The organism is Rathayibacter sp. AY1A2 (assembly GCF_002930935.1).
Lineage (GTDB): Bacteria > Actinomycetota > Actinomycetes > Actinomycetales > Microbacteriaceae > Rathayibacter.
On the sequence record NZ_PSTP01000001.1, the window covers coordinates 265,219 to 278,128 of the forward strand.

Below are 12,910 nucleotides of genomic sequence, written 5' to 3' on the forward strand. Positions count from 1 at the left end.
GAGGGACAGGCTAGGCCGTCGCGGGCCTCCGCGTCACATCGGTCAGGCGCGCGGGGCCAGGGGTCCCTTCGCGACCTTGTGCGGGGCCGCCTGCGCGACCGGCTTGATGGTCACGAGGTCGAGGTTGACGTGGGCGGGGAGCTCCACCGAGGAGACGATCGCAGCGGCGACGTCCTCCGCGACGAGCGGGTCGGGGACCTCGGCGTAGACCGCGTCGGCGCGCTCCCGGTCGCCGCCGAAGCGGACCAGCGAGAACTCGTCCGTGTGCACCATCCCCGGCGCGATCTCGATCACGCGGATCGGCTCGCCGGCCAGCTCGAGCCGCAGCACGGCGACCAGCGCGTGCGCGGCGTGCTTGGCGGCGTTGTACCCGCCTCCGCCCTCGTAGGCGACGTGGCCGGCGATCGAGGTGACCGTCACGATGTCCGCGGAGGTGCCGCTCCCCCGGATCCCGGCGCGCAGCAGCGGGAGCAGCGCGCTGGTCACGAGCTTCACCGAGAGCACGTTGATCTCGAACATGCGGCGCCAGTCCTCGGGGTCGGACCTCTCGACCGAGTCGAGTCCGAGCGCACCGCCCGCGTTGTTCACGAGCGCGTGCACGGGCCCGGAGGAGGCGAGGTGGTCGCGCAGAGCGTCGACCTGAGCGGCGTCGGTGAGGTCGGCGGCGAAGTACCCGGCGCCGGTCTCGGCGGCGAGCGCCTCCAGCCGGTCGCGCCGGCGCGCGACGGCGACGACCTCCCAGCCGTGCTCGCGGAACAGGCGGACCGCGGCCGCCCCGATCCCTGAACTCGCTCCTGTCACGACAACGCGTCGATCCACGCCCGTCCCCTTCCGTCAAGCCTCGGACACCCTCGACTCCGTCGTCGCAGCCCAACGCTAGTCTGGCCGTGTGCCGCCCGCCGACCCGGTTCCCGCGACCGCCGGGACAGCCGTCACCCCGAAGCGCCGCGTGCCCCTCTGGGACAACGCGCGCTTCGTCTGCGTGACCCTCGTCGTGATCGGGCACGGCGTCCAGCGGCTGACGGCCAACTCCGACACCTCGCTCATCGTCTACCTGACGATCTACGCCTTCCACATGCCGGCCTTCGCGATCATCTCGGGCTACTTCTCCAAGAGCGGCGCACCGAGCGGGCGCGCGATGCGGCGGGTGCTGACCGACATCCTCCTGCCCTACCTGATCATGGAGACGATCTGGACCCTGGTGCAGTTCCTGGTCGAGGGGAAGCAGGAGTTCAACCCGACGAAGCCGAGCTGGACGCTGTGGTTCCTGCTCGCGCTGGGCATCTTCCGCCTCGTCCTCCCCTACCTGGCGCTGCTGCGCTGGCCGCTGCTGATCAGCGTGGTGCTCGCGGTCGGGGTCAGCTACTACGACAACATCGACTCGACCTTCTCGCTCGCACGCGCGATCGGGATCCTGCCGTTCTTCGTGTTCGGCTGGCGCCTGCGCGGCTTCGCCCCCGGCGGCCGCTCCGCCGTCGACCGCTGGCTCGATCAGCCGCCGTCGCGGGTGCTCCTCGCCCGGATCCTCGCCGTCGTCCTCTTCGCGGTCACGGCGGTCGTCATGACCGTCAACATCGAGGCGTTCCGAGCGGCGGACCTGCGCTACTGGTTCTTCTACGACCGCCCCTACGACGCGCTCGGCGAGACCCAGTGGTGGGCCGGGCTGGTGCGGCTGGCCCTGATGGCCGGAGCGGTCGTGCTCTCGCTCGCGCTCTTCGCGATGGTGCCCCGCCGCCGCACCCCGCTCACCGCCTGGGGGCAGTCGACGATGTACGTCTACCTCCTCCACAGCTTCGTCCTCTATCCGCTGCGGGAGTCCGGGATCCTCTCGCAGACGGAGAGCACGCTCGCCCTCGTGCTGATGATCGTGTTCTGCGTCGCGGTCTCGGTCGCGCTCTCGCTGGGCTGGACCCGCACCGTCTTCCACCGGCTGGTCGAGCCCCGCGCGGCCTGGCTCTTCGCCCCGGTGGCCGACGAGAGGCCTCCGAGCCCGGACCGCGCAGACCCTACGGGCGCCAAGCGCGACCGGCAGCCCGAGCGGCGCTGACGGCCGTTACCCCGTGTGTCGGCGGTCCTGGCCGCCCGGCGGGCCCCCGCGTACGCTCGTCGCGACGGAGAACGGCCCCGTCACCGACCCCGACGATCCGATGGGAAGCACCATGACCGACTCCGAGAAGTGGCAGTTCGAGACCAAGCAGATCCACTCGGGCGCCGCGCCGGACCCGGTGACCAAGGCCCGCGCGACGCCGATCTACCAGACCACCTCCTACGTCTTCGACAACGCGGAGCACGCCCAGAACCTGTTCGCGCTGGCCGAGTTCGGGAACATCTACACCCGCATCCAGAACCCGACCCAGGCGGTCGTGGAGGAGCGGCTCACCGCCCTCGAGGGCGGCTCCGGCGCCCTGCTGCTCGCCTCGGGCCAGGCCGCCGAGACCGCGGCCGTGCTGAACATCGCCCAGGCCGGCGACCACATCGTCTCGTCGTCCTCGATCTACGGCGGCACCTACAACCTCTTCAAGTACACCCTCGCCAAGCTCGGCATCGAGACGACCTTCGTCGAGAACCAGGACGACCGCGAGGAGTGGCGCCGCGCCGTCCGTCCGAACACGAAGCTGTTCTTCGCCGAGACCGTCGGCAACCCCAAGATCAACATCCTCGACATCCGCACCGTGGCCGATGTCGCGCACGACGCCGGCGTGCCCCTGATCGTGGACAACACCATCGCGACGCCCTACCTGATCCGCCCCTTCGAGCACGGCGCGGACATCATCGTGCACTCGGCGACGAAGTTCCTCGGCGGCCACGGCACGGTCATCGGCGGAGCGATCGTCGACGGCGGCCGCTTCTCGTGGACCGCGAACGCCGAGCGCTTCCCCGGCCTCACCACGCCGGACGAGTCGTACCACGGCGCCGTCTACACCGCCGCGGTCGGCGACTCCCTCGCCTACATCATCAAGGCCCGCGTGCAGCTGCTGCGCGACCTCGGCGCCTCGATCGCCCCGGCGAGCGCCTGGCAGCTCATCCAGGGCATCGAGACCCTCTCGCTCCGGATCGAGCGCCACGTGCAGAACGCGCAGGAGATCGCGGAGTACCTCGAGAACCACTCCGACATCGCCTCGGTGAACTACTCGGGCCTGCCCACCTCGCCCTGGTACGCCGCGGCAAACCGCTACGCGCCGAAGGGCGTGGGCGCGGTGCTCTCGTTCGAGCTCAAGGGCGGAGTGGACGCCGGCCGGGCCTTCGTCGACTCGCTGGAGCTGTTCTCGCACCTGGCCAACATCGGCGACGTCCGCTCGCTCGTCATCCACCCCGCGTCGACCACGCACTCGCAGCTCTCGCCCGAGCAGCAGCTGACCGCCGGCGTCACTCCGGGCCTGGTGCGCCTGTCGGTGGGACTCGAGAACGTCGACGACCTCCGCGCCGACCTCGACCAGGCCCTCCGCGCCGCGCGCGCCGTCGTCGAGGCCTCCCGCGCGAACGCCTGAGGCCCCTCGGCGCCCTGACGGGGTCCCCGTCCTCGAGGACCACGTCAGGGCGCTCCGCGCGCGGGCGGAGGAGCGCGGGAGCAGGGCGTAACAAACGGCTCCGCCCCGCGGCGCTCTGACACGATGGACAGCGCTATGGACTGGCAGCAGACACTCGAGGACACGGTCCCGTCGGCGTTCGTCACCGAGCGCCAGCTCCTCTCGGTCATCGGCAAGCCGCCCGCCACCGGAGCCTGGCGCGACGGCGACCACCCGGGCGGACGCCGCTTCGTCGACCTCGGCCCGTTCGACTTCGAGGCGGGCGGCCGCCTCCCCCACGCCCGCATCGCCTACGAGAGCTGGGGCGCGCTGAACGAGCGCCGCGACAACGCCGTCCTCGTCCTGCACGCGCTGACCGGCGACTCCCACCTGCTCGGCCGCGGCGATCCCGGCCACGCGACGGACGGCTGGTGGTCGGGACTCGTCGGCCCCGGCCTCGTCATCGACACCGACCGCTTCTTCGTGGTCGCCCCGAACATGCTCGGCGGGTGCCAGGGCTCCACCGGGCCCGCGTCCCTCGCCCCCGACGGCCACGAGTGGGGCGCACGGTTCCCGTACACGAGCATCCGCGACCAGGTGCGGGCGCAGGTGCAGTTCAGCGACCTGCTCGGCGTCGAGCGCTGGCACACCGTCATCGGCGGCTCGATGGGCGGGATGCAGGCGCTGGAGTGGGGGATCGACCACGCGGAGCGGGTCGCGCGCCTCGCGGTCCTGGCCGCTCCCCCGCGGGCCACGGCCGACCAGATCGCCCTCAACTTCGTGCAGCTCGAGGCGATCCGCAACGACGCGGCCTTCGCGGGCGGCTCCTACTACGACGCCGGCGACGGCCAGGGCCCGTACCACGGCCTCGCGCTCGCCCGCCGGATGGCACTTCTCAACTACCGCAGCCCCTCCGAGCTCAACGACCGCTTCGAGCGCAGCTGGCAGTCGGGGCTCAGCCCGCTCGGCGGCGGCGGCCGCTTCGCCGTGGAGTCGTACCTCGACTTCCACGGCAACAAGTTCACGCGCCGCTTCGACGCGAACAGCTACATCACGCTCGTCGAGGCGATGAACTCGCACGACGTCGGCCGCGGCCGGGGCGGCGAGGCGGCCGCCCTCTCCCGGATCACCAGCCCGACCCTCGTCCTCGGCATCGACAGCGACCGGCTCTTCCCGGTCGAGGGCCAGCGGATCATCGCGGCGCACGCTCCCGGCGCCCTCGACGGCGGAGAGGTCGCGGTGATCACCTCGACGTTCGGCCACGACGGGTTCCTCATCGAGGACGACGCGGTCGGCGCGCACCTCGCCCGGCTGCTGGCGCATCCCGCGACGGCCTGACCCGCCCGACCCCGGCGCGGTTCGACGCCCCGAACCGCTCCGACCGGCCCGGGCAGTGGCTATCGTGAGACGGGGGCCAGCCCCGCGCCACGACCGGAGGGGGCCAGAGCGTGCCGATGATCCGCAGCGCTCGCGAGCGCGATCGGCTGCTGCGCCACTCCGCCTGCGGGATCGGCCTGCTCACGGAGGCGGGGGCGCTCGGCATGGCCCTCATCCCCGGGACGCTCCAGCCCGCCGCCGTGCCGTTCGCCGTCGCGCTGCTCCTGGGCATGATGGCCGCCCACGTCGAGCTCGCCCGGACGGGGCGCCGCAGCCGAGTGATCGCCGTCGCCGTCGGCGGCCTGCTGCTGGGCTGGGGCCTCGCGCTGGGGCTCGCTCCGGGCGCCGACTTCGCCGGGTTCGTCCTGGTCAACACCGCGAACGCCGTGACCGCGAGCATCGCCGTGATCGTGACGACGTCCGCGCGCCGACTGCTCCTGCTGCTGCCAGTGGTCCTCCCGAGCCTGATCCCGTCGGTGCTCGTCTCGAGCGGCACCATGATCCCCACCGTGGTCGTCCAGAGCCTGCTGCCCTGGGGCACGCTCTGCGGATTCGCCCTCTGGATCGGCACAGCGGTCCCTCGGGTGGTGCGGCGGATCGACAGCATCGGCAACGCGCACCGTGTGGAGCGCCTCGCCAGCGAGACGGAGGCGCAGCGCCGGCAGGGTGCGCGGCTCCTGCACGACACGGTGCTGGCCACCCTCACGCTCCTCGCGCACTCGGGCCGCGGAGTGTCGGTCGACGCGCTCCGGCAGCAGGCGGCGCAGGACGCGCAGCTCCTGCGCCAGCTCCGGCTCGGCGGGACCCCCACCCCGAGCGCGTCCGGCTCCTACCAGCTGACCAGCGTCACCTCCGCCCCCGCGGCCAACACCCTCGAGACCGTCCGCAACCGCTTCGGCCGGATGGGGCTCGACGTGATCTGGCACGGCTCCGGCCAGGTGGCGCTCACCGGCGCGGCCCTCGACTCCTTCGTCCTTGCCCTGGCGGAGTGCCTCGAGAACGTGCGCCGCCACTCCGGCGTCGCCTCGGCCGACGTGACGATCACCGAGGACGAGACGACCGTCCGCGCGATGGTCACGGACGCGGGCGCGGGCTTCGACATCGCGACCGTCCCCGACACGAAGCTCGGCTTCAAGGAGTCGGTGATCGCCCGGCTCGGCGACGTCGGCGGCCGCACCAGACTGTTCAGCGCCCCCGGATCGGGGACGACCGTGGTGCTGGAGGTCCCCAAGTGAGCCCCGCGCCGGAGTCGCGGGCCCCGCTGCTGGGACGCGTGCCCGCGACGCACGGCCGCTCCTCCCGGTCCGCCCGCTCGGTCCGCCGACAGCAGGAGGGGCTCGGCACCAACTACCTCGGCAGCGGCCTCAACGGCATCGCCGCCGCGATCCTCGCCTACGAGCTGCTGATCTTCCTCTCGACCTCCGCCCGCTACAGCGACCTCGCGCCCGCGGCGATCGCCTGGGTCCTCGTCGTCCTGGCCTTCGGATCCACCGTCCTCGCGATCCACCTCGGCGGACGCCGCCTGCCGCTCCCGGTCTACCTCTGCTTCCTCGTCGCCCTCGGAGCCGCCGTCGTGCTCGACCTGGTGGCCGTGACCGACTCCGGCGCGGCCCGCACCGTCCCCACCGCCGCGGTCGCGGGCGCCGTCGCGCACGCCGCGCTGATCGTCCACCGGCGCGGGATCGAGATCCTCGCGGTGAGCGCCCTCGTCGCGATCGCCGAGGTGATCGCGTTCCTCTCGATGGAGTCGGGCGGCGCAGGCGCGCTCTCGGTGCGCATCAGCGCCCTCGTGGTGACGATCGCGCCGGCCGTCGTCGTGGTCGTGATGATGCGCGGATTCCGCCGGATGGTCCAGCTCGAGATCGACCGCGCCCTCGTGCAGAGCACCACGCTCGGCCCGCGCTACGCGGTCGGGATGCTCGCCTCGGAAGAGCTCGCACGGCTCGACCTCGCCGCCGAGCGCCTCCTCGCCGAGGTGGGCGACGGCTCGGTCCGCCTGCCCCTCGACGCCCAGCGCGCCGCCCACGCGACCTCGCTCGCCACCCAGCTCCGCCTCCACCTCATCGAGGGGCGGCGCGAGACCTGGCTGCACCATGCCGTGCTCGAGTCCGAGCTGCTCGCGCCGCTCGTCGAGCTCGACGATCCGGACGGCACCGCCGGACTCCTCGGGCACCAGCAGCGCGACGGGCTCCTCTCGGCGATCTGGCTGATGGCCGACAGCGCGACCGGGCTCGCCGTGGTCCTCCACGTCGAGTCGGGCAGCCCCCGCGATCCCGGAGCCGGGACGGCCGCCCGAGGACTGCTCGTGCCGATCACGCTCCGCTCCTCAGGCGCGCCCTTGCGCGGCGTCGATCCTGCGACGTGGGAGGCTATCGCTCAGGTCGGCGTCTTCCGCGACACCTCGCGCGACGGAGAGCTCCGGATCGAGATCGACTGCCTGGTCGAGAATCCCGCCGACCGGTGAGCAGCCGCCGAGAGACCGCCGACGACCGCCGACCGAAGGACACCGATGACACCCACCGCTGACGCGAAGATCACTCTCGCGGTCGTGGACGACCACAAGATGCTCCTCGGAGCGCTCACGGAGTGGATCCGCGGAGCCGCCTCCGACATCCAGCTGGTGGCCGCGGTCGCCTCCTGGCCCGAGCTGCTCACGCACCCCGAGTTCCCCGTCGACGTCGTCCTCCTCGACCTCGACCTCAAGGACAACATCCCGATCTCGGTGAAGCTCTCGACCCTCAAGACCACCGGGGTGAAGACCGTGCTGATGAGCACCTACTCCGAGCCCGCCGTGGTCCGCGAGGCACTCGCCTCCGGAGCCCTCGGCTACCTCGTGAAGACCGAGGACGCGGACATGATCGTCGAGGCGATCCGCGCGGCCAAGGACGGCCACTCCTACATCTCGCACGAGCTCGACATGGCGCTCTCCACCGGCGACTCCGACGGAGCGCCGAAGCTCAGTGCGCAGGAGCGCCGCGTGATGGCTCTCTACGGCGGCGGCGAGCCGGTGAAGTCGGTCGCGTTCGAGCTGGGCATCTCGGAGGAGACGGCGAAGTCGTACCTCAAGCGGATCCGCGAGAAGTACCGCGTCGTCGGCATCGACGTCGGCACGAAAGTGGCGCTCCGCAAGCGCGCCATCCACGACGGGATCCTCATCGAGACGGACTGAGTCCTCTTCCGTGGCGGTCCCTGCCCGCCACGGCGCGGTCGGCTTCACGACGTGGTGCGTTCCCCAGAGCGGGGTGCGTCGCCCGGCATCGATCCGCTGGCACGCGGATCGCTGTCGGCGGGCTCCACGAGGGCGCGGCGGTCCCCGCCCGCCGCGGCGCGGTCGACTTCACGACGTAGTGCGTTCCGCAGAGCGGGGCGCGTCGCCCGAGCATCGATCCGCCGGTACGCGGATCACTGTCGGCGGGCTCCACGAGGGCGCGGCGGTCCCCGCCCGCCACGGCGCGATCGGCTTCACGACGCGGCGCGCTCCGCAGAGCGAGGTGCGTCGCCCGGCATCGATCCGCCGGCACGCGGATCACTGTCGGCGGGCTCCACGAGGGCGCGGCGGTCCCCGCCCGCCACGGCGCGATCGGCTTCACGACGTGGCGCGTTCCGCGGAGCGAGGTGCGTCGCCCGGCATCGATCCGCTGGCACGCGGATCGCTGTCGGCGGGCTCCACCTCGTCGAGCGGCGGCCACCTGCTCCTGCAGTCGACCAGGGCGGGCGTGCCCGAGTCGTGCCGGTCGAGTCGCCGTGGGACGCGGCGCATCGAGAACCACCAGGCACGGACAACGGGTCGATGCTGGTCGAGATGCCGCGGGACGCGGGGCATCGAGAACCACCGGACCGGACTGTCAGTGCTCCTGCGGGCCGGCGTCAGGGGGCCAGGACGGCGACCGTCATGCCGGGCGTCGCGGCGGGGGCGTCCATCGCGGCGAGAGCGGCGGGCAGGTCCTCGAAGGCGATGGTGCGGCCGACGGATTCGGCGGGGCGCAGACGGCCGGCGACGATGTCGTGGAGGAGGGCCGTGTAGCCGCTCCGGGCGATGCCGTGGCTGCCCAGCAGCTCCAGCTCCTGGGCGATGACCCGGCCGAGCGGGATCGCCGGTGCGGCGTCGGGCCCGAGCAGCAGACCCACCTGCACGTGCCGGCCGCGCGGACGCAGGGCGGCGATCGACGCCTCCGCCGTGACGCTGCTGCCGACGGCGTCGATCGCCAGATGCGCCCCTCCTCCGGTCGCCGCCCGGATCGCCTCGGCGGCACCCTCGCCTCCGGGGACGGTCACCGCCCCGAGCGCGGCTGCGGCCTCCCGCGCCGGGGCGGAGACGTCCGACGCCACCACACGGGCCCCGGCCGCGAGCGCGACGATCACCGCGGAGAGGCCGACTCCGCCGCAGCCCAGCACCGCGACCCACTCCCCCGGGGCGACCCGGCCGCGCTCGTGCAGGGCGTGGTACGCGGTCCCGAAGCGGCAGCCGAGACCGGCCGCCTCGACGAAGCCGACGGAGTCGGGCAGGCGCACCAGGTTCAGGTCCGCACCCGGCACGGCCACCGCCTCGGCGAACGACCCGTCGAGGGTGAATCCCGGCTGCTGCTGCCGGAGGCACACCTGCGTCGCCCCCTCCCGGCACTGCTCGCAGTCGCCGCAGGCGAACACGAACGGCGCTGTGACCCGGTCGCCGACCGCGAAGAGCGACACCTGGGCTCCCGTCGCGATCACCGTCCCGGCGAACTCGTGCCCGGGGATCTGCGGCAGGACGACCGAGTCGTCGTGCCCCTTCCACGCGTGCCAGTCGCTCCGGCACACCCCGGTCGCCGCGACGCGGACGACGACGCCGTCGACGGGGCAGACGGGCTCCGGGACCTCGACGATCGCGGGGAGGGCGGAGAAGGACGAGTAGCTCACGGCGCGCATGCCGAGAGTCTTCCAGAGGCCCGGGCGGCGCTCTGCTTACAGTGCGTCGACCGGGATGCCGCCGGTGCCCGGCTGGGCGGGCTCGTGGTGGACCGGGTAGACCGTGCCTCGGGCGCGGTCGATCGCGATGCTGCCGAGGGCGAGCACGATTCCGGCCGCGGTCAGGCCCACGCCGACCCAGATGGGCGACAGGTAGCCCAGTCCGGCGGCGATCGTCAGGCCGCCGAGCGCGGCACCCACCGAGTTGCCGATGTTGAGGGCGGAGTGGTTGAGCGCGGCCGCGATCGTCTGGCTGTCGCGCGCCACGTCCATCAGCCGGGTCTGGATCGCGGGCGACGCGGCCGCCGAGAAGCCTGCCGAGAGGAACGCGAACACCACCAGGCCGACGACCGACGAGGCCGACAGCGCGAGCCCGATCAGCGAGACGCCGACGCCGGCGAAGAACACCACCAGCGCCCGCCGCACGTCGCGGTCGGCGGCCCAGCCGCCGACGAGGTTGCCGACGGTCATCCCGAGGCCGATGACGACCAGGATCCACGGGACCGCGCCGAGCGGCAGGCCCGTCACCTCGGTCGCGAGCGGCGAGATGTAGCTGTACATCGCGAAGAGTCCGCCGAAGCCGATGGCGCCGACGAGCAGGGTCATCCAGACCTGCAGGCGCCCGAACGCCCGCAGCTCGTTGCGGACGGTCGCCGCCGGATTCCCGGGCTGCGCGGGCACCAGAAGCTGGACGGCCACGACGGTCAGCGCGAAGAGCACCGCGACCACGAGGTAGGCGGTGCGCCAGCCGGCGATCTGCCCGACCCAGGTGATCGCGGGCACGCCGATGACGTTCGCGATCGTGAGCCCGGAGAGGACGAACGCGACTCCCTTGCCGCGCTTGCCGGGACCCATCAGGTCGGCGGCGACCAGGGAGGCGATGCCGAAGTAGGCGCCGTGCGGAAGCGCGGCGACGAAGCGCGCGGCGAGGACGAGCGGGAAGCTCGGGAGCAGCGCCGAGCCGATCGTCCCGACGGTGAAGGCGACGAGGAGGGTCAGGAGGAGCCTCTTGCGCGGCCAGCGCGCCGCTGCGGCGGCGATGGTGGGGGCGCCGACCACGACACCGAGCGCGTAGGCCGAGATCAGCATCCCCGCCTGCGAGACGGCCTGCTCCTGGCTCGCGGCCCAGACCCCGGGGAGGAGGTCGGCGGCGAGCTGCGGGAGGAGCCCCATCGCGACGAACTCGGTCGAGCCGATGCCGAAGCCCCCCATCGCGAGGGCGAGCAGGGCGAGGCGGGTCCGAGCGGGCGAGAGCGTCACCGGTCAAGGCTACTCAGGATCGGACAGATGTCGAATCGATTCGAGCACGCCCGGACACGAGAGGTCGTGGCGGGGACCCGCTACTCCCCCAGCGCGTCGTTCAGCCGGGCGATCTTGCCGTCGATCTCGCCCGAGTAGCCGGGGCGGATGTCCGCCTTCAGGACGAGCGACACGCGCGTCCCGAACGCTCCGACGGCCTCCGTCGCGCGCTTGACGACGTCGAAGACCTCGTCCCACTCCCCCTCGATCTCGGTGAACATCGAGGTCGTCCGCGACGGCAGGCCGCTCTCGCGGACGATGCGGACGGCGGCGGCGACGGCGTCGTGGACGGACGCGTCGGGCGCCTCGCCCCCGGACGGTGCGACCGAGAATGCGACGAGCATGGGAGCCTCCTTGACTGCGCGCACCGCGTGCCGGCCCCGCGCCCTCCGAGCCTACGAGCCCTGGGGCGCCAGGCGGGTCTCGCCGGTCAGCGACGACGCGGAAGTCGTGGCGCCGGGTGCGACGACCCGCGCCGTCCCCATCCTCCACAGCTCGCGCAGCAGCCAGCCGAGCAGCACCACGAGGAGGACGTTCCGCACGGTCAGCACGAGCACCATCCACCAGTGCGACCAGAGGAGGAAGAGGTAGAGGTACGGGTAGACCACCTGGGTCAGAGCCGCAGTGACGAGCGTCAGCTTCGCGGGCCGGTCGAACGCGCCGTCGCGGCACGCGATCAGCCCGGCGATCACCGGCGGCGCGAGCCAGACGATGTACTGCGGCGAGAGCACCTTGTTGGTGTCGATGAACACGACCACGAAGGTCAGCGCGAGCAGCGGGAACAGCCTGGCGGGGTCCGCCCGGCGGGCGAGAGCACGGGCACCCAGCAGGGCCACGCCGAGCATGGCCAGAGCGAGCAGCGGGGTCATCAGGCTCGCCGCGAACTCGGTGCCGGGCCCGTGCATCTCGAAGGTGTTGATGTCGGCGGCGTAGTAGACGTAGCTCCCCGATCCCGGGAGGACCGACAGCCACATCCAGGGAGTGCTCACGACGGCCTCGATCTGGAGGCCCCGATCGGTCTGGTCGGTGACGAAGCTGAAGACCTGGTCCCCGCCGCCGACGAGGACGACCGCGAGCACGATGATCACGGAGGCGACCGCGGGGACGAGGATCATCCGCAGCCGTCCGCGCAGGACCAGCACGGCAGCGGCGAGGATCGCGGCCGGCCACACCTTGATCCAGGTGGCCACGGTCAGCAGCAGCGCCGCGACGCCCGGACGGGTCGCCGCCCAGAGCGTCCCGGCGATGGCCGGCGGCGCAGTGAAGGCGTCGATGCGGCCGATCGCGATCGGCCCGAGGAGGACGAGGAACAGCAGCCACCAGCGCGCCGCGGCGAGGCGAGGCGCCGACCGGCCGCGCAGCAGCAGGGCGAAGGCGGCGGCATCGGCGAGCGCGACGAGGACGAGCCACATCAGGTCGTAGCCCGCCGAGCCGAAGAGCCAGGAGGCGGCGATCGGGCCCCAGGCGAGGATCGGGTAGACCCAGCCCGTGTCGATCCCGGCGATGCCGCCGCCCTCGACGGCGGTCCTCATCCACTCCTTGTAGACGATGCTGACGTCGCCCATCGGCAGACCCGGAGCGAACAGCGCCAGGAGGGAGAGCACCACGTGCACCAGCGCGAAGGCGCCCCAGAGCACGGCGACGGAGTCGCGGTTCTCGCGCAGCCGGGCGAGGGGGCGGGAGGACGCTCGAGGAGGGGAGGACGGCACCGCGTCATTGTAGAGGGGCCGCTGAACGGGACCCTGGCAGCACCTGAGCCCGCCTGAGAGCGCCGCTCCCGCCGG

At 72.7% G+C, this 12,910-nt stretch carries 11 protein-coding genes; 6 read left to right on the forward strand and 5 right to left on the reverse strand.

The window, feature by feature from the left end:
- Positions 1 to 42: 42 nt before the first annotated feature.
- Positions 43 to 819: an SDR family NAD(P)-dependent oxidoreductase gene (locus tag C5B93_RS01240; protein WP_258062822.1), complete on the reverse strand. Its 777-nt coding sequence runs from the start codon at positions 817 to 819 to the stop codon at positions 43 to 45.
- 70 nt (positions 820 to 889) lie between these two features.
- Here C5B93_RS01240 and C5B93_RS01245 point away from each other — a divergent pair, with 70 nt between their 5' ends.
- The 6 genes from C5B93_RS01245 to C5B93_RS01270 all read left to right on the forward strand — a co-directional run bounded on the left by C5B93_RS01245 (position 890) and on the right by C5B93_RS01270 (position 8,052).
- Positions 890 to 2,047, forward strand: coding sequence for an acyltransferase family protein (locus tag C5B93_RS01245; protein WP_104291580.1), 1,158 nt, complete (start codon positions 890 to 892; stop codon positions 2,045 to 2,047).
- Between the two features lie 112 nt (positions 2,048 to 2,159).
- Positions 2,160 to 3,488: a bifunctional o-acetylhomoserine/o-acetylserine sulfhydrylase gene (locus C5B93_RS01250; RefSeq protein WP_104225507.1), complete on the forward strand. Its 1,329-nt coding sequence runs from the start codon at positions 2,160 to 2,162 to the stop codon at positions 3,486 to 3,488.
- 135 nt (positions 3,489 to 3,623) lie between these two features.
- Positions 3,624 to 4,844 carry a homoserine O-acetyltransferase gene (locus tag C5B93_RS01255; RefSeq protein ID WP_104224444.1) on the forward strand — a complete coding sequence of 407 codons (1,221 nt, stop codon included), beginning with the start codon at positions 3,624 to 3,626 and terminating at the stop codon, positions 4,842 to 4,844.
- A gap of 116 nt (positions 4,845 to 4,960) precedes the next feature.
- Complete coding sequence (locus C5B93_RS01260; RefSeq protein ID WP_104291581.1) at positions 4,961 to 6,118, forward strand: sensor histidine kinase; 1,158 nt, start codon at positions 4,961 to 4,963, stop codon at positions 6,116 to 6,118.
- A gap of 38 nt (positions 6,119 to 6,156) precedes the next feature.
- Entirely contained in the window at positions 6,157 to 7,347 is a 1,191-nt protein-coding gene (locus tag C5B93_RS01265; RefSeq protein WP_146076851.1) for a hypothetical protein, read from the forward strand.
- Positions 7,348 to 7,392: 45 nt separating this feature from the next.
- A complete protein-coding gene (locus C5B93_RS01270; RefSeq protein WP_104224447.1) occupies positions 7,393 to 8,052 on the forward strand; it encodes a response regulator in 660 nt (219 codons plus the stop codon).
- A gap of 698 nt (positions 8,053 to 8,750) precedes the next feature.
- Here C5B93_RS01270 and C5B93_RS01275 read toward each other — a convergent pair.
- From C5B93_RS01275 to C5B93_RS01290, 4 genes are all read right to left on the reverse strand, one after another.
- A complete protein-coding gene (locus tag C5B93_RS01275) occupies positions 8,751 to 9,788 on the reverse strand; it encodes an alcohol dehydrogenase catalytic domain-containing protein (protein WP_104291582.1) in 1,038 nt (345 codons plus the stop codon).
- Between the two features lie 36 nt (positions 9,789 to 9,824).
- Positions 9,825 to 11,039 carry an MFS transporter gene (locus C5B93_RS01280; RefSeq protein ID WP_104291681.1) on the reverse strand — a complete coding sequence of 405 codons (1,215 nt, stop codon included), beginning with the start codon at positions 11,037 to 11,039 and terminating at the stop codon, positions 9,825 to 9,827.
- A 128-nt stretch (positions 11,040 to 11,167) separates the two neighbouring features.
- The gene (locus tag C5B93_RS01285; RefSeq protein WP_104224449.1) at positions 11,168 to 11,470 is read right to left on the reverse strand and encodes a thiamine-binding protein; all 303 of its coding nucleotides are present in this window, start codon (positions 11,468 to 11,470) and stop codon (positions 11,168 to 11,170) included.
- 51 nt (positions 11,471 to 11,521) lie between these two features.
- On the reverse strand, positions 11,522 to 12,835 hold the full coding sequence (locus C5B93_RS01290) for a glycosyltransferase 87 family protein (protein ID WP_104291583.1): 1,314 nt from the start codon (positions 12,833 to 12,835) through the stop codon (positions 11,522 to 11,524).
- Positions 12,836 to 12,910 lie beyond the last annotated feature (75 nt).

Excerpts from the sequence above, each read along its gene's own strand:
- C5B93_RS01250 (WP_104225507.1), top strand. The coding sequence starts at position 2,160 with ATGACCGACTCCGAGAAGTGGCAGTTCGAGACCAAGCAGATCCACTCG.
- C5B93_RS01255 (WP_104224444.1), top strand. The coding sequence starts at position 3,624 with ATGGACTGGCAGCAGACACTCGAGGACACGGTCCCGTCGGCGTTCGTC.
- C5B93_RS01260 (WP_104291581.1), top strand. The coding sequence starts at position 4,961 with ATGATCCGCAGCGCTCGCGAGCGCGATCGGCTGCTGCGCCACTCCGCC.
- C5B93_RS01270 (WP_104224447.1), top strand. The coding sequence starts at position 7,393 with ATGACACCCACCGCTGACGCGAAGATCACTCTCGCGGTCGTGGACGAC.
- C5B93_RS01275 (WP_104291582.1), bottom strand. The coding sequence starts at position 9,788 with ATGCGCGCCGTGAGCTACTCGTCCTTCTCCGCCCTCCCCGCGATCGTC.
- C5B93_RS01280 (WP_104291681.1), bottom strand. The coding sequence starts at position 11,039 with ATGGGGGGCTTCGGCATCGGCTCGACCGAGTTCGTCGCGATGGGGCTC.
- C5B93_RS01285 (WP_104224449.1), bottom strand. The coding sequence starts at position 11,470 with ATGCTCGTCGCATTCTCGGTCGCACCGTCCGGGGGCGAGGCGCCCGAC.